Here is a 17,879-nt window from a genome sequence, read left to right as displayed (position 1 = left end):
GGTGAGGGGAAATCACTACCCCAATATCTCCCTCAACACCGGCCCTATCTTCTCAAACGCCTGCGGTGAAATGATATCCACGTGGGCGCAGTCCTGGCTGTACACCTCAAGCTCCGCCACCCACGGCGCCCAGGCGACCTGCGGATCCATCGTTCGCGTGCGCTCGGCGACAAACAGCGTCGCTTTGCCGTCAAAGCGTGCGCTGCGCGCCGTGGTGAGCAGCCGCACCGCGTCGGCGTAGTTGCCCTCGATAGCGTTAAACAGCTCGCTGGAGCCCTGCCCCTGCTGGGCGGCGATAAACGCCTGACGCTCGCGCTCGATTTCCGCCAGCACCTCGGGGTCGAGGCCGTTGGCCTCTTTCTCCGACCAGTTCTGGGTTTCCGGCGGCCAGGTGTCCAGCAGGCCGAGGAAGGCCACCGCTTCACCCTGCTCGCGCAGACGGGCGGCAATACCCTGCGCCAGCGTGCCGCCGAGGGAATAGCCGAACAGGTAATACGGCCCCTGCGGCTGCTGCTTACGCAGCGTAGCCAGGTGATGCTCAATCACCCCATCCAGATCCGCACGCTGCTGCATTGGACCGTCCGGACGCGGCGACTGAATGCCGACGATGGACCAGCGCGGGCTGAGGTAGCGTGCCAGGACGCTAAACTGCCAGGCAAAGCCGGACGCCGGATGGAAACAGAACAGCGTCGGGCCGTCGCTTTCGCGCAGCGGAAGAAGTGTTTCATACCCCAGTCGCTGCGCCTGCTCGTCGCTCATCTGCGAGTCCAGCAGCGCGCTGAGCTTGCTCACCGTGGAGGCGACCATAATCTGCCCCGGCGTAACCTTGCGCTCGAACTCGCGGCTAAGCTGTGCCGCCAGGCGCATCGCCAGCAGCGAGTGTCCGCCGAGGGCAAAGAAGTCGGCGTCGATGTCGTTGACCTCGCAGCCCAGCAGGGCGGAAAACGCCTGCGCGACGGCGACTTCGGTTTCCGTCTCCGGCGCACGGCCGGAGGATTTACTCGTCAGCTCCGGCAGCGGCAGCGCCTTGCGGTCAAGCTTGCCGTTCGCGCTGAGCGGCAGCGCGCTGATTTGCAGCAGCACCACCGGCACCATGTGCGGCGGCAGCTGTGCTTTTAGTGCTTCCATCAGCGCGTCGCGATCCAGCGGTAAGCCGGATTCGGAAACCACATACCCCACCAGCTGGCGGGCATCGCCGCCGGTGGCTGCCGCCTGGTTGAACACGCAGGCGTGCGCCACGGCCTGGGCCACGTCCGGCAGCGACAGCATCGCCCGGTCGATTTCGCCCAGCTCGATGCGCTGTCCGCGGATTTTTAACTGGTCATCGCTGCGGCCGAGATATTCCACCGCGCCGTTGTCCAGCCAGCGGGCAACGTCGCCGGTGCGGTACATCCGCTCGCCCGGGGCGAACGGGTCGGCAATAAAGCGGATGGCGGTGAGGTCCGGACGGCCCAGATACCCCTGCGCCAGCTGAATGCCGGTGAGATAAAGGTCCCCCGCCACGCCGAACGGCACCGGGCGCATCATCGCATCCAGAATGCGCAGCCCCGTGTTCCACACCGGGAAGCCGATCGGCACGCTGTTGCCTTCCACCGCCGCCAGCTCGGGGCCAAACGCCGGATACCAGCTGACGTCCACCGCCGCTTCGGTTGGGCCATAGAGGTTGTGCAGCGGCGCACGGGTGAGCTGCTCCCACTCGCGGCACAGTTCGGTCGGCAGCGCTTCGCCGCTGCAGAACACCTGCTTAAGCGTCCTGCAGCAGTCGACGTTTTCCGGCGTCAGCGAGGCGACAAACGCCGCCAGCATCGACGGCACGAAGTGGGTAGTAGTCACGCCGTACTGCGCGAAGAAGCTCTGCATCGCCTGCGGGTCGCGGTGCGCGTCCGGCTCGGCCATCACCAGCTTCGCCCCGGAGATAAACGGCCACCAGAACTCCCACACCGACACGTCAAAGCTGCACGGCGTTTTCTGCGCCACCACGTCCGTCGCGTCCAGCGGGTAGTGGTCCTGCATCCACTTCAGGCGGTTAACGATGGCGGTATGGCCGACCATCACCCCTTTCGGACGCCCCGTCGAACCGGAGGTAAAGATGATATACGCCGTCTGCTCCGGCTTCGCCAGGCGCAGCGGTTTTGCATCCGCAGCCGGTAAAAGTGTGTTGTAACTAAATGCACTAATCGGCAGATCGCTAAAGCGCGGAAGCTGCTCGTCGGTGGTAATGAGCAGGGACGGCTTCGCGTCTTCCAGCATCATCCTCAGGCGGTCGTCCGGGTAGCCGGTGTCGAGCGGCAGCCAGGCGGCACCGGCCTCGACGATGCCGTGCAGCGCCAGCGTCAGGAACACCGATCGCGGCAGGGCCACCGCCACGCTGTCGCCCGGCTTCACGCCGCGCGCGCGCAGCAGGTTTGCCAGCGCGACCACCTGCTCGCGCATCTGACGATAGCTGAGCTCAATATGCGCGTCAGCCAGCGCGGGGGCGTCCGGCGTTTTGCTCGCCTGCTCCGCCACCAGATCCGCCAGCGTGGTGGCCGGCAGCGCCAGCCCGGTATCGTTGATGCGCGCCAGCTGCGCGTATTCCTGCTCAGAAACGGTTTCCACGTCGCCGCAGCGCAGGTCCGGATTAGCCGCAAACTGCAGCAGCATCGCGTTCAGGCGCGCGACGTGACGGGAAAGCGTCGCCTCATCGTAACGCTGCTTACTGGCGAGGATCTCAATGCTCAATCCGCCCTGTTCGTCCGGGAACAGCGCCAGCTCAAGGTCGTTCACCGGGCCGGTGGCCAGCGTGTGGGTGATGGCCTCCACGCCGTCGATATCCAGCTGATAATCGAACACCTTCACGTTCAGCACCGGGCCAAACAGGGCTTCTTCGCCTGCGGCACGCCCGCTGTCGCGCACGATCTGCTCGGCGTCGTAGCGCTGGTGGCGGCGCATTTTTTTCAGCTGGTTGGCCAGGCGCAGCGCCAGCTCCGGCAGGCTCTCCTGCGGGTTGATATTCACCGCCAGCGGCAGGACGTTGAGCACCGGCCCGGTCGCGGTCAGCGCGGCGGAGCCCATGCGTCGCATAAAGATAAACCCGGCGGCGTAGTCCAGCCTTCCGGTCAGGCGGCCCAGCCACAGCGCCACCAGCGCAAGGGCCAGATCGGTACGCTGCGCCTGCCCTGCCGCCTGTGCAAGCTGGCTAAAGGCGCGACCGTCGGCGGCGATTTTGAGGCGCAGAATATCGGTAGTAGCGGCGCGTCCCGGCAGCGGCGCGGAAGAGAGCGAGACCGGAGAAGGAAGCTGCCTGCGCTGCTCCGCCCAGAAGGCGCCGTCGCGCTGATACGCCTCGCTGTCGCGATAGCGCTGATACTCCTCCACCACTTCAGCAAATGGCGTAAACGGGGAGTCAGGAGTCGGTTCATCCTTTTTCCACGCGGCGTAAATCGCGGCGATCTGGCGGGTAATGGCCGGGAAGCTGAAGCCATCCACCACCAGATGGTGATAGCGTTGATACCAGTACCAGTGGCTTTTCCCCACCTGAATCAGCTGGTGAAACGCCAGCGGCTGTCCGCTGTCGACGCGCAGGTTCTGGTGGAGATCGGCCTCCATCAGCGCCACGGCGGCGGCGTGGTCGTCAACGCGAACGATGGACGGCTCCGGCAGAATGAGAGTGTCATCCACCCACTGCCACACCTCGCCGTTCTCCTCGGCAAAACGCATCCGCAGGGTATCGGCCTGCATCATGCCTTCAGCAATCGCTTTTGCCAGCAGCGGCGCGTCGATGTCGCCTTTTAGCTCGGTGTAGTGCGCCACGCTCCAGGCGTTTGGCAGCGTGGACAGCTGCTCCGCCATCCAGATACCCGGCTGGGCGGCGACGAGGGGAAGACGGTTCATGGGTTCTCCCCCGCAAAATGAGACGGTTCAAGCGTGCGCCAGTGCCCGGCCAGCCACTGCTGGCACGCCTCCTGAGACTGCGCTTCGCACACCACGCGCCACCCCGCCGGCAGTTCACACTGCTGCGGCCACAGGCTGTACTGCCCACGGTCGTTTTGCAAAATGGCGAACTGTCCCTGCGGATTATCGAAAGGATTGCTGAATTCCATACAGACTCCGTTATTGAATGAGCGGCTGCCAGAGGGTCATCAGCCCCTGCGTCAGTCCACCGCGCCAGCAAAGCGCGTCGTGTCCACCGTCAACCTGACGCCAGGTAACCTGCTGCGCGCGTAGTTCGGCGTAAATCGCCTGATTGGCATTGAAAATCAGCGGCTCGTTGCGCCCGGCTTCGAGGACGATACGCAGCCCGCTCGCGGTCAGCTCACCGGCTCTGAGCTGTTCGATGAGGCGCCCTTCCTGCTGCCCACCGCGGTGCGGCCACCAGTACGAGCCGGACTGGCTCAGCACGCAGCCAAACCGCTGCGGCCAGCTGAGGCCAGCATAAAGCGAAGAGAGTCCGCCAAAGCTCTGGCCCGCCACCACGGTGCGGTCGGCGCGGTCGCTGAAGGGGGCGAGATGTTTTACAAGAGGGAGAAGTTCTTCCTGTACCGCCAGCCAGAAATCGGGGTTACAGGGCAATTCGCGGTTGCGGTGTTCCATGTCGATCGCATCGATTAATACGTAGACCGCAGGGGGCAGTTGGCGCCCGGTGGTGAGCGACGTCAGCGCAGGCCAGACGGGCATGCTTTCGGCCCAGAACTGCCCGTCGAGCAGCACCGCCAGCGGGCGCTCGGTGCCGTCGTCCCCGGTGGTAAAAATCCACACGCGGCGACGGTTGTTGAGACGCTCGCTGTTCCACTCAATGCAGACCGGCTGTTGATACGGCGTATCGGGACGGTCCCAGCCGGGCTGAACGGGCGCGTCCGGCATCTCAAGCGCCGAGACGGCATGACCGCGCCCGCCGCGCCAGCTCTGCCGATTCAGCGGGTCGGAAACCGCGTGCGGCAGCAGCCTGCGCCAGCCTTCGCGCAGCGCCAAGCGGTCCGGCAGCTCGCCTTCAAACACGGTATCGGCAAAATCGTTTTCATTTACAGAAGGGATAAAACAGTAGCTCCCGCGCCACTCGGGGCTGAATTCGCCCTGCCACTGCCAGACGTCGGTATCCGGAATGCGCTCGAGGGACTGCGGGCGGGTATTTTGATGGTGATCGGTCACGCCGGTAACGTAGAGCCAGACGCGTTTGACCAATGAGGTTTTCTGCGTTCCTGCCGGATCCCGCCACCAGAAGGTGACGCGACAGTTCTCCTTCTGACGTTCCCATTCAGGTCCGTTTTTCGACTGCCACCACGCTTCACTTCCGGTTGTTAACGTCGTCACCCTTATAACCCCATGTTTCACAGTCTTTTTTGTTTCAGAGTAAATTTTATTGATAATATTATTGATAACTATTTGCATTTGCAATAGCGTAATGCCCGCGCTGTGGGAAGCGCGCTCATTAAATAACCATAAAAGCGGGACGTACAATGAATAAGAAGATTCACTCTCTGGCCTTGCTGGTCAATTTAGGGATTTATGGTGTCGCGCTGCCCGCCATGGCAGACGACAACACCGCCTCTGCGCAGCACGAAGATACGATGGTGATCACCGCCGCCGAGCAGAATTTACAGGCGCCGGGCGTGTCGACCATCACCGCCGACGAGATCCGCAAAAACCCGCCCGCGCGCGACGTGGCGGAAATCATCCGCACCATGCCGGGCGTTAACCTGACCGGGAACTCCACCAGCGGGCAGCGCGGAAACAACCGTCAGATTGACATTCGCGGCATGGGCCCGGAAAACACCCTGATCCTGATCGACGGCAAGCCGGTCACCAGCCGCAACTCTATTCGTCTAGGCTGGCGCGGCGAGCGCGACACCCGCGGCGATACCGGCTGGGTGCCGCCGGAGATGATCGAGCGTATCGAAGTGATCCGCGGTCCGGCCGCCGCGCGCTACGGCAACGGCGCGGCAGGCGGCGTGGTGAACATCATCACCAAAAAATTCGACGACCAGTGGCACGGCTCCTGGAACACCTACCTGAACGCGCCAGAACATAAGGACGAAGGTTCCACCAGGCGCACCAACTTCAGCCTGAGCGGCCCCCTGGGCGGCGACTTCAGCTTCCGCATGTTCGGTAACCTCGATAAAACCCAGGCCGACGCGTGGGACATCAACCAGGGCCACCAGTCCGATCGTACCGGTGCCTACGCCAACACCCTGCCGGCTGGCCGCGAGGGCGTGGAAAACAAAGACATCAACGGCGTGGTGCGCTGGGACTTCGCGCCCATGCAGTCCCTGGAGTTCGAAGCGGGCTACAGCCGCCAGAACAACCTCTACGCGGGCGACACGCAGAACACCAACAACGACAGCGCGCTGGTGAAGAAGAATTACGGGAAAGAGACTAACCGTATCTACCGCCAGAACTTCGCGGTGACCTGGAACGGCGGCTGGGATAACGGCATCACCACCAGCAGCTGGGCACAGTACGAACACACCCGCAACTCCCGCCTGGGCGAAGGTCTGGCGGGCGGTACGGAAGGCTTGTTCAACAGCAATAAATTCACCGACACCGACCTGGCCGACGTGATGCTGCACAGCGAGATCAACCTGCCGATTGATTTCCTCGTCAACCAGAACCTGACGCTGGGCACCGAGTGGAACCAGCAGCGCATGAAGGACTCCACCTCCTTTACGCAAACCCTGCAGGGCGGCACCATTCCGGGCATGAGCAACGACCGCAGCCCGTACACCTCGGCGGAGATTTTCTCCCTGTTCGCCGAAAACAACATGGAGCTGACCGACAGCACCATGCTAACCCCTGCCCTGCGCTTCGATCACCACACCATCGTCGGCAACAACTGGAGCCCGTCCCTGAACCTGTCGCAAGGTCTGGGGAATGACTTCACGCTGAAGATGGGGATCGCGCGCGCCTATAAAGCGCCGAGCCTGTACCAGACCAACCCGAACTACCTGCTCTACAGCAAAGGCCAGGGCTGCTACGCCAGCTCGGACGGCGTGGGCTGCTACATGATGGGCAACGACGACCTGAAAGCGGAAACCAGCATCAATAAAGAGATTGGTCTGGAGTGGAAACGCGACGGCTGGCTGGCAGGCGTGACCTGGTTCCGCAACGACTATCGCGACAAGATTGAAGCGGGCTACGCGCCGATTGGCCATACCTCTTCCGGTAAAGTGCAGACGGATATCTACCAGTGGGAAAACGTTCCGAAAGCGGTCGTCGAAGGGCTGGAAGGCTCCCTGAACGTGCCGGTCAGCGACACGATCAACTGGACCAACAACATCACCTGGATGCTGCAGAGCAAGAACAAGGAGACCGGCGACCGTCTGTCGATCATTCCGGAGTACACGCTGAACTCGACCCTGAGCTGGCAGGTCCATCAGGACGTGTCGCTCCAGTCGACCTTTACCTGGTACGGCAAGCAGCAGCCGAAGAAGTACAACTACAAAGGTCAGCCGGTGACCGGGTCTGAGAAAGACGAAATCAGTCCGTACAGCATCGTTGGCCTGAGCGCGACCTGGGACATGACCAAAAACGTCAGCCTGACCGGCGGCGTGGATAACGTCTTCGACAAGCGTCAGTGGCGCGCGGGTAATGCCCAGACCACGGGCAACGCCACCACCGGTGCGTATATGTACGGTGCGGGAGCGTATACGTATAATGAGCCGGGCCGTACCTGGTACATGAGCGTGAATACGCGTTTCTGATTCAGGCAGTAACTCCCCCCTCTCCCCGTGGGAGAGGGCCGGGGTGAGGGCATCAGGCCGCACAATTCTGAAGGGAAAAACATGCACACAACCCACACCACGTTCATTATTGCCGGCCACACCGTCCACCACGTCACCTTCGCCCCCACCACCTTCACCGACGCCGACCTTCTCTGGCTCCCCCACTACGCTGAGCTTTTAAACGCCGGACGCAAACGCAAAGCCGAGCATCTTGCAGGCCGCATCGCCGCCGCGCATGCGCTCGGCGCGATAAATGAACGCGCGATCCCCGGCATCGGCCCCAGCGGCGAACCGCTCTGGCCGGAAGGAGTTTCGGGGAGCATTACCCACAGCGGCGCGCAGGCGATGGCGGTTGTCGTCCGTCATCAAGATGCGCTCTTAGGTATTGATTGCGAAGCCATTCTTCCAGACCGCGAAGCCCGCGAAATCCAGGACGGCATCGTTGATGCGCAGGAAGCGATGTACCTGACGCACTCGGGCTACCCTTTTGCGCTGGCGCTGACGCTGGCATTTAGCGCCAAAGAGAGTTTGTTTAAGGCGCTCTTTCCAAAGGCAAATACTTACATGGGGTTTGAGTGGGCGAGAGTCACAGAGTTAACGGAAAAAACAATCACGCTGGCGCTTTCGAACCCGGCTGGAGACTATCCTGAGGGTAAACGCTTCATCCTCATCTGGCAGAATAATGATACGAGCGTGTTTACGCTGCTAAAAGCCTGATGGCGCTACGCTTATCAGGTCTTCGGTAAAGCGGTGTTGTAGGCCGGGTAAGGCATCGCCGCCACCCGGCATGAGGGCAGCGGTGATGCCTTTATACGTTTTTAAGATCAAGGATCAAACATCCGGGAACATCACGCTATTTCCCGGCGCTTCCCTGTGCAGATGGATAAAGTTCAGATGCCGTTCATACTGGTCCAGAATGTCCGTAATCACCTGCTCCTTGCTGTAGTCCATCAAATCATTCCCCTGGCTCCCTTCCAGCAGGAAGGTCTCAAGCCGGTAGTAGGTCGATTTCCCGCTGCGCGCCCGGTAGGTAAACCCGGGTACTGAATACTGCTGCGGCCAGATCTGATAAACAAAGTTTTGCTCGTCGCCCATGTGCACCAGCAGATCCAGGTGCCCCAGGGTCTCGCCCTCCTCCGGCGGCAGTTTTTTCAGCTCCACGTAGGCTCCACGCAGCTTCAGCTCCTGCGCAACCTCTTCCATTGCCGGGAAGCAGACCGTCTCCATCATCTGTTTGGTGTAGCGCGTGCCCGGGTAGTTCATCAGGCGCGAGAGACGTTTCTTCCAGCTCAGCCTGTCCTGCGCGCCCATCGGACGCGGCGCGGTGTCGCGGCTGGCGCTGACGCGGCGATAGTCTTCCACCTTGAGCGATTTATACAGCCCGGCCATCACGAAGAAGATGACGAAGCTGAACGGCAGGCCCATGATCACCGTGGTGTTCTGCAACGCCGAAATGCCGTTGGTCATCAGCATGCCGAGCGTCAGCAGGCCGATGGCGACGGACCAGAAGATGCGCAGCCAGTTCGGCGCATCGCTGTTGATATCTTTGAGCTTCGAGGTGAAGTTACCCAGCACCAGCGCGCCGGAATCCGCCGAGGTGACGTAGAATAGCAGGCCGGTGATGGTCGCCACGGAGGCGCTAAAGGTAAACGCCGGGTACTGCGCCAGCAGGCTGTAGAAGCCGCGCTCCGGGTGCGCCATCGCTTCCTGCGCGAAGGTGGCATTGCCGTGGATGATCTCATGCAGCGCGCTGTTGCCGAAAATCGACAGCCACAGCAGGGTAAAGGTGAACGGGATAATCAGCGTGCCCATCACAAACTGGCGGATGGTGCGGCCACGCGAAATACGCGCCAGGAACAGGCCGACAAACGGCGACCACGCGACCCACCACGCCCAGAAGAACAGCGTCCAGTTGTTCATCCACTCCACCGGACGGTCAAAGGCGAAGCTGTTCAGCGTCATGCCCATAAAGCGGTTTACGTAGTCGCCCACGTTGAGCACCAGGGCATTGAGCAGGAACGAGGTATCGCCCATAAACAGCACGAACAGGATCAGACCCAGCGCCAGCGCCACGTTCAGCTCGGAGAGCACGCGGATGCCCTTATCCACGCCCGACGTCACCGAGATGGTGGCGATAATGACGGAGAGCGCAATCAGCGCCGCCTTGGCCGCCATCGAATCCGGGATATCAAACAGCACGCTCAGCCCGTAGTTGAGCTGCACCACGCCAATCCCGAGCGTCGTCGCGATACCAAAAATGGTGCCGATCACCGCCGCGATATCGACGCTGTGGCCAATCGGGCCGTTAATCTTTTTACCGAAGATCGGGTACAGCGCGGAGCGGATGGTGAGGGGCAAATTATAACGATAGCTAAAGTATCCGAGCGCCATGCCCATCAGGGCGTACATCGACCAGCCCGTCAGGCCGTAGTGGAACAGCGTCCAGACCATCGCCTGGCGCGCGGCCTCCATCGTCTGCCCTGCCCCTTCCGGCGGCTGCATATACTGCGTGACCGGTTCCGCCACGGAGAAGAACATCAGGTCAATGCCGATGCCCGCGGCAAACAGCATCGCGGCCCAGCTCAGCAGGCTGAACTCGGGCTTGGACTGCTCAGGCCCGAGCTTCACCGAGCCAAAGCGCGAGCAGGCAATGCAGACCACGAAGACGATATAGAGCGTCGCGGCCAGCAGATAGTACCAGCCGAAGGTCTTCGACACCCAGTTCAGGGTGCGCCCAATCCACTCGGCAGAAAAATCACGAAAGAAGATGGTCGTCAGGGAAAACAACAAAATCAGCCCGGCGGACGTATAAAAAACGACCGGGTTGATTTTGTCTTTTTCTCTGTCTTGTGAAAGGTCTGTCATCCAGTATCCCCACTGTTTTTGTAACTATTAAAATCCAAATCCGCAACAATTAAGACACATTTTATATTGAACGTCCAATCAAAAACCGCTTTAATGTATTACCAACGCTGATGAATGGAGTGGCAAAAATGCCCAAAGTGGGGATGCAGCCGATCCGGCGCAGGCAGCTTATCGACGCCACGCTGGAAGCAATAAATGAAGTGGGAATGCACGACGCGACGATCGCGCAGATCGCCCGTCGGGCGGGCGTTTCCACGGGGATCATCAGTCACTACTTCAAAGACAAAAACGGTCTGCTGGAAGCGACCATGCGCGACATTACCGGCCAGCTGCGCGACGCGGTTTTGAGCCGCTTACGCGCTCTGCCGGACGGCAGCGCGGAGCAGCGCCTGCAGGCCATTGTCGGCGGCAATTTTGATGAAACCCAGACCAGCGGCGCGGCAATGAAGGCCTGGCTGGCCTTCTGGGCGAGCAGCATGCACCAGCCGATGCTCTACCGCCTGCAGCAGGTGAGCAGCCGTCGCTTGTTGTCAAACCTGGTGTACGAGTTCCGCCGTGAGCTGCCGCGCGAACAGGCTGAAGAGGCGGGCTACGGCCTGGCGGCCCTGATCGACGGGCTGTGGCTGCGCGCCGCGCTGAGCGGCAAGCCGCTGGATAAGACCCTGGCGCAGTCGCTCACCAGCCACTTTATCAGCCAGCATTTACCGACCGAATAACCGAGGAGAATTTATGTCCCGAATGGCAGAACAGCAGCTTTATATCAATGGTGGTTATACCTCCGCCACCAGCGGTCGCACCTTCGAGACCATCAACCCGGCCAACGGTGAAGTTCTGGCGAGCGTACAGGCCGCCGGGAGAGAAGACGTCGACCGCGCCGTGGAAAGCGCAAAACGCGGGCAAAAAATATGGGCGGCGATGACCGCCATGGAGCGGTCGCGCGTTCTGCGTCGCGCCGTCGATATCCTGCGCGAGCGCAACGATGAGCTGGCGAAGCTGGAAACCCTCGACACCGGTAAAGCGTATTCCGAAACCTCCACCGTCGACATCGTCACCGGCGCGGACGTGCTGGAGTACTACGCGGGGCTGATCCCGGCGCTGGAAGGCAGCCAGATCCCGCTGCGTGAGACCTCATTCGTCTACACCCGCCGCGAGCCGCTGGGAGTGGTGGCGGGCATCGGCGCGTGGAACTACCCGATCCAGATCGCCCTCTGGAAATCCGCTCCGGCGCTGGCGGTGGGCAACGCGATGATCTTCAAGCCGAGCGAAGTGACGCCGCTCACCGCCCTGAAGCTTGCAGAGATCTACACCGAAGCGGGCGTTCCGGACGGCGTGTTTAACGTCCTGCCGGGCGTGGGCGCGGAGACCGGCCAGTACCTCACCGAGCATCCGGGCATCGCCAAAGTCTCCTTCACCGGCGGCGTCACCAGCGGCAAGAAGGTGATGGCCAACTCGGCGGCCTCGTCCCTGAAAGAGGTAACGATGGAGCTGGGCGGTAAATCCCCGCTGATTATTTTCGACGACGCCGATCTGGATCTCGCGGCAGACATCGCCATGATGGCGAACTTCTTCAGCTCCGGCCAGGTGTGCACCAACGGCACCCGCGTGTTTGTACCCGAGAAATTCAAGGCCGCGTTTGAGCAGAAAATCGTTGAGCGCGTGGGCCGCATCCGCGCGGGCGATCTCTTCGATGAACGCACCAACTTTGGCCCGATGGTCAGCTTCCCGCACCGCGACAGCGTGCTGCGCTACATCGCCAAAGGCAAAGAGGAAGGTGCGCGCGTGCTGTGCGGCGGCGACGCGCTGAAGGGCGAAGGTTTCGACAACGGCGCGTGGGTTGCCCCGACCGTGTTCACCGACTGCACCGACGAGATGACCATCGTGCGCGAAGAGATCTTCGGCCCGGTGATGTCCATCCTCACCTATGAAAGCGAAGAAGAAGCGATCCGCCGCGCCAACGACACCGACTACGGCCTGGCGGCGGGCATCGTCACTGCCGACCTGAACCGCGCGCACGGCGCTATTCATCAGTTCGAAGCGGGCATCTGCTGGATCAACACCTGGGGTGAATCCGCCGCAGAGATGCCGGTTGGCGGCTACAAACACTCCGGCATTGGCCGCGAGAACGGCGTCATGACGCTGCAGAGCTACACCCAGGTGAAGTCCATCCAGGTTGAGATGGGTAAATTCCAGTCCATATTTTAACCGGGAGGTTTATTTGCAATTTGACTACATCATTATCGGGGCCGGCTCTGCCGGCAACGTACTGGCAACGCGACTGACTGAAGATCCGAATACCACCGTTCTGCTGCTTGAGGCAGGCGGGCCGGACTACCGCTTTGACTTCCGCACCCAAATGCCCGCCGCGCTGGCGTTCCCGCTGCAGGGCAAGCGCTACAACTGGGCGTATGAAACCGAGCCAGAGCCGTACATGAACAACCGCCGCATGGAGTGCGGACGCGGCAAAGGTCTGGGCGGCTCGTCGCTGATCAACGGCATGTGCTACATCCGCGGTAACGCGATGGACCTCGACAACTGGGCGAAAGAATCTGGCCTTGAGCACTGGAGCTACCTCAACTGCCTGCCCTACTACCGCAAGGCGGAGACGCGCGACGTGGGGCCGAACGACTACCACGGCGGCGACGGCCCGGTGAGCGTTACCACCTCGAAACCGGGCGTGAACCCGCTGTTTGAGGCGATGGTGGAAGCGGGCGTGCAGGCGGGCTACCCGCGCACAGACGATCTCAACGGCTATCAGCAGGAAGGCTTCGGCCCGATGGACCGCACGGTCACGCCGCAGGGCCGACGCGCCAGCACCGCGCGCGGCTATCTTGACCAGGCCAAAAAGCGCCCGAACCTGACCATCCGCACTCACGCCATGACCGATCATATTATTTTTGACGGCAAGCGCGCGGCGGGCGTCGAGTGGCTGGAGGGCGAAAGCACTATCCCGTCCAGAGCGACGGCGAATAAAGAGGTGCTGCTGTGCGCGGGCGCGATTGCCTCCCCGCAGATCCTCCAGCGCTCCGGCGTGGGCAACGCGGAGCTGCTGAAGCAGTTCGATATTCCGCTGGTGCACGACCTGCCCGGCGTGGGCGAAAACCTGCAGGATCACCTGGAGATGTACCTCCAGTACGAATGCAAAGAGCCGGTCTCCCTCTACCCTGCCCTGCAGTGGTGGAACCAGCCGAAGATTGGCGCCGAGTGGCTGTTTGGCGGCACCGGCGTGGGCGCGAGCAACCACTTCGAAGCGGGCGGTTTTATCCGCAGCCGCGAAGAGTTCGAGTGGCCGAACATTCAGTACCACTTCCTGCCGGTAGCGATTAACTACAACGGCTCGAACGCGGTTAAAGAGCACGGCTTCCAGTGCCACGTTGGCTCCATGCGCTCCCCGAGCCGCGGGCACGTGCGCATCAAGTCGCGCGATCCGCACCAGCATCCGGCGATCCTGTTCAACTATATGTCTCACGAGCAGGACTGGCAGGAGTTCCGCGACGCTATCCGCATCACCCGCGAGATCATGCACCAGCCCGCGCTGGACAAATATCGCGGTCGCGAAATCAGCCCGGGCGTCGAATGCCAGACCGACGAGCAGCTGGACGAATTCGTGCGTAACCACGCCGAAACCGCCTTCCACCCGTGCGGCACCTGCAAGATGGGTTACGACGAGATGGCGGTGGTCGACGGCGAAGGCCGCGTTCACGGGCTGGAAGGGCTGCGCGTGGTGGATGCGTCGATCATGCCGCAGATCATCACCGGCAACCTGAACGCCACCACTATTATGATTGGCGAGAAGATTGCCGACGCGATCCGCGGGCGCGAGCCGCTGGCGAAGAGCACGGCGGCGTATTATGTGGCGAACGGGGCACCGGTTCGACGCTGAGGGTATTTCCCCTCCTCTTAACCCTCTTCCATACGGGGGAGGGATCCCCACAAAACAATGCCTGTACGGACGACTCCCTCTCCCTTGAGGGAGAGGGCTGGGGTGAGGGGGAACATACGGCTGCGGTGGTCATTCCGTTCACTTGACGTTCCTTGCCACTCTGTAACGACGTAACTTGTGAACGTGCCAGGGCGGCTCAATCGCCACCGCCCTGGCAACCCGGGCTCCCGGCGGTAAATCGCCGCTTCGCGGTGCCCTCAGCTTATTCCTTCAGGCTATCGGGTCGGGCATGAGCCTGCATCCCTGCAGGCCACGCCCTCTCGGCGCATCCCTGCGCCTCGCCCCGGCCTTACGGAAACGCTTCGGCGATTTACAGCCGGACCAGGACATCGCTGTAAGGCGTTCATTTTCCTGAAACCACATGCATCGCTTCAGGTTAAAAAATGACTGGGGATCTCTCACTCCATACGGGAGAGGGAGTTTATCTTCCCGCCCAAAATTTATTTTCATTTGCCTGCATCCAGTTTCCACCCTGCCCTCGTATGTGAGTACGTGAGCAACGCCTTTGCTCCCTAATCCGAGGATAAATGATGAAAAAGCTACTCAGTGTTGCATTCGTATCCAGCGCTTTACTCTTCTGTGCAGGCGCATCAGCAGCCATGACGTCAGGCTCCGTGATGGTGGGCGGAGCGGAAATGTTCCCGAGCAAAAACATTGTTGAAAACGCCGTGAATTCTAAAGATCACACCACGCTGGTGGCGGCGGTTAAAGCGGCCGGGCTGGTGGATACGCTGCAGAGTAAAGGGCCATTTACCGTCTTTGCGCCCACCGATGCGGCGTTTGCGAAATTGCCTGCGGGTACGGTCGACAATCTGGTGAAGCCGGAAAATAAAGCGCTGCTCACCAGTATCCTGACCTATCACGTGGTTGCGGGTAATTACGATATGAAAGCGCTGGAGCAGAAAATTAAACAGGGCGGCGGCCACGCGGAGCTGAAAACCGTTAACGGTCAACCGCTGTGGATCATGAGTAACGGCCCGCACAATATTCAGCTCAAGGATGGTAAAGGTAACGTGGCGAACATCAGCACCTATGACGTCCATCAGAAAAATGGCGTGATCGATGTGATTGATACCGTCCTGATGCCTAAGTAGTTGTCTATACTTCGGAAGTGTGACGTTGCCTTCCGGGAAAAACATGGATAACGCGCTGGCTGAACAGCAGTTGAAATTAATGCAGGCGGTCGCAAACGGCGATCGCCGCGCATTTGAACAGCTTTACCGACTCACTTCACCGCATCTGTTTGCCGTCGCGCTGCGCATGCTTCATCATCGCGCCTGGGCAGAAGAGATCCTTCACGACTGTTTTGTCACCGTCTGGAGTAAAGCCGACACCTATAACGCCGCCCTGAGCTCTCCGATGACCTGGCTTACGCATATTGTTCGCAACCGCTGTATTGACTGGCTGCGCAGCGGGCAAACCCGCGCTGCCGCCCGCGAGGAGTCGTATTCCGAAGAGAGTCTGCTTAGCGAAAACGATGAGCAAAACAACTGGTACGATAACGCGCAGGCAGCACGACTCAGGCATTGTCTGGATCATCTGAGTCAGGAACAGCGCCAGAGCATTACGCTCGCCTACTATCAGGGCATGTCCCACAGCGACATTGCCGACTGGCTCCAGCAGCCCGTGGGCTCGGTAAAAAGCTGGATCCGCCGCGCGATGGATCATCTTCGGGAGTGCGTGGGCCTATGAATGACAGCGAAAAACGCGATGACATGCTGGCTGCGGAATATGCCCTCGGCACGCTGCGCGGAGGGGCGCGGCTTCAGTTCCAGAAAAGGCTTGCCGCTGAGCCCGGCCTGACAGCGCGCGTGGCGTACTGGCAGGAAATGTTTAGCACGCTCGATAATCACCTTACGCCCGTTCACCCACCCGAGACGGTGTGGAAGAGGATCGCCCTCGATCTGCCACCGAAAAAGCCTTTGCGCCAAAGCCGGCCCTATCTCGGCTGGGTGGTCGCGGCCGGCCTCGCCGCCGTTACCGTCGTGACCTGGTATTCCACCCGAACGCCGGAACTCGCACCGCTGATGGTGCTCAACGATGCCCAACAGCACGGGCAATGGATCGTCAGTGCGGACAGCCGCCGCCAGTATCTGAGCATCACCCCTCTCAGACCGAACGCTGTCGCGGCGCAAAACAGCCTGCAGCTTTGGCTTATTCCTGCCGGGAAGGCCCCGATATCCCTTGGGCTGCTGCAAAGTGATATACCGACTGATGTTGCCCTCAGTAACAACACCCTTACCCCTGACGCGATGATAGCCATAAGCCTTGAACCTAAAGGGGGATCTCCCACCGGTCAACCCACCGGCCCCGTGCTGTACAGCGGCAAGATTTAATCCTCCGGCCTTGTTCGCAGGGCCGCGGGGGTCACCAAATTTTATTCTGTTCATATGATTGTTACATATAAGAATTAAATATTAAGCTTGCAATTAATTTAATTATTAAAAAACGTCATTGACATTTTCTTCCGCACTCCATTAAGTTTTAAGCGAGCATTATTTCATTCCAGATACAGAATATATCAAAAACGAGCGGTTTAAGAATTTTCAAAAATTCTTAAACCGCTCCCTTATTTTTATTTATTTTGAATCATACAACAGTGAGATAAGATCATGAATAATAGTGCAAACAAAGTTGTTGTTATCACCGGTGCCAGCAGCGGTATTGGTGAGGCCATTGCCCTTCATCTGGCAAATAAACCGTTTTCTCTGGTTCTGGTTGCCCGTCGTCTGGAGAGAATTAACGCCCTGGTAGATAGCATTATTCAGCAGGGCGGCCAGGCGATTGCCGTGAAGGCGGACGTGACCCGACAGGAGGAGGTTCAGCGCGCGATTGACGCTGCCGTTGCCGCATACCAGCGCGTCGACGTGCTGATCAACAACGCGGGCTTTATGGCGATTGCCCCCCTCAGCGAGCTGAAAACCGACGAGTGGGACCGGATGATCGATACCAATATTAAAGGCGTGCTGTACGGTATCGCAGCGGCATTTCCGGTATTCCAGCGCCAGGGGAGCGGACACTTTATTAACGTGGCCTCCGTGGCGGGTATCAAGGTCCTTGCCCCCGGCGGCGTGGTGTACAGCGCCACGAAATTCGCCGTCCGCGCCCTGAGTGAAGGCTTACGTCAGGAAGCGGGGAAAACCGTTCGGACGACCCTTATTTCCCCCGGCGCCGTTGAAAGCGAGCTGCAGTTTGGCAGCTCTGATGCCCCGAGCAAACAGTTCCTGCATGAATTTTATAAGCAGGCTATTCCGGCAGAGTCGATTGCCAGAGCCGTATTATTTGCTATCGAACAGCCTGGCGACGTTGATGTAAATGAAATAATTGTCCGTCCTACGCAGGAAGAATTTTAGCATGAGTTAAATAACGCTGAATGA

13 protein-coding genes are annotated in these 17,879 nt (G+C 60.3%); 9 read left to right on the top strand and 4 right to left on the bottom strand.

All coding sequences use genetic code 11. The annotated features are described in order from the left end of the window. Positions 1-15: 15 nt before the first annotated feature. Genes entF through fes form a run of 3 tightly spaced genes read right to left on the bottom strand, consistent with a single transcriptional unit; the run spans position 16 to position 5,289 of the window. The gene (gene entF / locus NI40_RS05485; RefSeq protein ID WP_039264065.1) at positions 16-3,873 is read right to left on the bottom strand and encodes an enterobactin non-ribosomal peptide synthetase EntF; all 3,858 of its coding nucleotides are present in this window, start codon (positions 3,871-3,873) and stop codon (positions 16-18) included. Next, complete coding sequence (locus NI40_RS05480) at positions 3,870-4,082, bottom strand: MbtH family protein (protein WP_039264064.1); 213 nt, start codon at positions 4,080-4,082, stop codon at positions 3,870-3,872. The genes entF and NI40_RS05480 overlap by 4 nt, the downstream gene beginning before the upstream one ends. Before the next feature lie 10 nt (positions 4,083-4,092). Next, positions 4,093-5,289, bottom strand: a complete 1,197-nt coding sequence (gene fes / locus NI40_RS05475; protein ID WP_039264062.1) for an enterochelin esterase — start codon at positions 5,287-5,289, stop codon at positions 4,093-4,095. A 146-nt stretch (positions 5,290-5,435) separates the two neighbouring features. Between fes and NI40_RS05470 the strand changes: the two genes are divergently transcribed. Then, on the top strand, positions 5,436-7,676 hold the full coding sequence (locus NI40_RS05470; RefSeq protein ID WP_039264060.1) for a TonB-dependent siderophore receptor: 2,241 nt from the start codon (positions 5,436-5,438) through the stop codon (positions 7,674-7,676). 81 nt (positions 7,677-7,757) lie between these two features. Beyond that, positions 7,758-8,414 carry an enterobactin synthase subunit EntD gene (gene entD, locus NI40_RS05465; RefSeq protein ID WP_039264059.1) on the top strand — a complete coding sequence of 219 codons (657 nt, stop codon included), beginning with the start codon at positions 7,758-7,760 and terminating at the stop codon, positions 8,412-8,414. Between the two features lie 114 nt (positions 8,415-8,528). Here the strand turns inward: entD and betT are convergent, their stop codons facing one another. After that, positions 8,529-10,562: a choline BCCT transporter BetT gene (betT, locus tag NI40_RS05460; protein ID WP_039264058.1), complete on the bottom strand. Its 2,034-nt coding sequence runs from the start codon at positions 10,560-10,562 to the stop codon at positions 8,529-8,531. Positions 10,563-10,690: 128 nt separating this feature from the next. Between betT and betI the strand changes: the two genes are divergently transcribed. The 7 genes from betI to NI40_RS05425 all read left to right on the top strand — a co-directional run bounded on the left by betI (position 10,691) and on the right by NI40_RS05425 (position 17,855). Next, on the top strand, positions 10,691-11,278 hold the full coding sequence (gene betI, locus NI40_RS05455) for a transcriptional regulator BetI (RefSeq protein ID WP_032662864.1): 588 nt from the start codon (positions 10,691-10,693) through the stop codon (positions 11,276-11,278). A 13-nt stretch (positions 11,279-11,291) separates the two neighbouring features. Then, on the top strand, positions 11,292-12,764 hold the full coding sequence (gene betB, locus NI40_RS05450; protein WP_039264057.1) for a betaine-aldehyde dehydrogenase: 1,473 nt from the start codon (positions 11,292-11,294) through the stop codon (positions 12,762-12,764). A gap of 13 nt (positions 12,765-12,777) precedes the next feature. Then, positions 12,778-14,442: a choline dehydrogenase gene (betA, locus tag NI40_RS05445; protein WP_039264056.1), complete on the top strand. Its 1,665-nt coding sequence runs from the start codon at positions 12,778-12,780 to the stop codon at positions 14,440-14,442. A 590-nt stretch (positions 14,443-15,032) separates the two neighbouring features. Continuing rightward, positions 15,033-15,596, top strand: a complete 564-nt coding sequence (locus tag NI40_RS05440; protein ID WP_023334833.1) for a fasciclin domain-containing protein — start codon at positions 15,033-15,035, stop codon at positions 15,594-15,596. Positions 15,597-15,639: 43 nt separating this feature from the next. Further along, the gene (locus tag NI40_RS05435; RefSeq protein ID WP_039264055.1) at positions 15,640-16,194 is read left to right on the top strand and encodes an RNA polymerase sigma factor; all 555 of its coding nucleotides are present in this window, start codon (positions 15,640-15,642) and stop codon (positions 16,192-16,194) included. Further along, positions 16,191-16,838, top strand: a complete 648-nt coding sequence (locus NI40_RS05430; protein WP_039264054.1) for an anti-sigma factor — start codon at positions 16,191-16,193, stop codon at positions 16,836-16,838. Before NI40_RS05435 ends, NI40_RS05430 begins: the two co-directional genes overlap by 4 nt. A gap of 276 nt (positions 16,839-17,114) precedes the next feature. Next, positions 17,115-17,855, top strand: coding sequence for an SDR family oxidoreductase (locus NI40_RS05425; RefSeq protein WP_039264053.1), 741 nt, complete (start codon positions 17,115-17,117; stop codon positions 17,853-17,855). The last annotated feature ends 24 nt before the right edge of the window (positions 17,856-17,879 follow it).

It is taken from the genome of Enterobacter sp. E20 (assembly GCF_000801755.2).
In the GTDB taxonomy this organism is placed as follows: domain Bacteria; phylum Pseudomonadota; class Gammaproteobacteria; order Enterobacterales; family Enterobacteriaceae; genus Enterobacter; species Enterobacter asburiae_B.
Note: the sequence above shows the minus strand (reverse complement) of the source record. Positions and strands in the feature narration are given on the sequence as shown.

Coding starts and splice junctions, on each gene's coding strand:
- entF (WP_039264065.1), bottom strand. CDS start 3,873: ATGAACCGTCTTCCCCTCGTCGCCGCCCAGCCGGGTATCTGGATGGCG.
- NI40_RS05480 (WP_039264064.1), bottom strand. CDS start 4,082: ATGGAATTCAGCAATCCTTTCGATAATCCGCAGGGACAGTTCGCCATT.
- NI40_RS05470 (WP_039264060.1), top strand. CDS start 5,436: ATGAATAAGAAGATTCACTCTCTGGCCTTGCTGGTCAATTTAGGGATT.
- entD (WP_039264059.1), top strand. CDS start 7,758: ATGCACACAACCCACACCACGTTCATTATTGCCGGCCACACCGTCCAC.
- betT (WP_039264058.1), bottom strand. CDS start 10,562: ATGACAGACCTTTCACAAGACAGAGAAAAAGACAAAATCAACCCGGTC.
- betI (WP_032662864.1), top strand. CDS start 10,691: ATGCCCAAAGTGGGGATGCAGCCGATCCGGCGCAGGCAGCTTATCGAC.
- betB (WP_039264057.1), top strand. CDS start 11,292: ATGTCCCGAATGGCAGAACAGCAGCTTTATATCAATGGTGGTTATACC.
- NI40_RS05440 (WP_023334833.1), top strand. CDS start 15,033: ATGAAAAAGCTACTCAGTGTTGCATTCGTATCCAGCGCTTTACTCTTC.
- NI40_RS05435 (WP_039264055.1), top strand. CDS start 15,640: ATGGATAACGCGCTGGCTGAACAGCAGTTGAAATTAATGCAGGCGGTC.
- NI40_RS05430 (WP_039264054.1), top strand. CDS start 16,191: ATGAATGACAGCGAAAAACGCGATGACATGCTGGCTGCGGAATATGCC.
- NI40_RS05425 (WP_039264053.1), top strand. CDS start 17,115: ATGAATAATAGTGCAAACAAAGTTGTTGTTATCACCGGTGCCAGCAGC.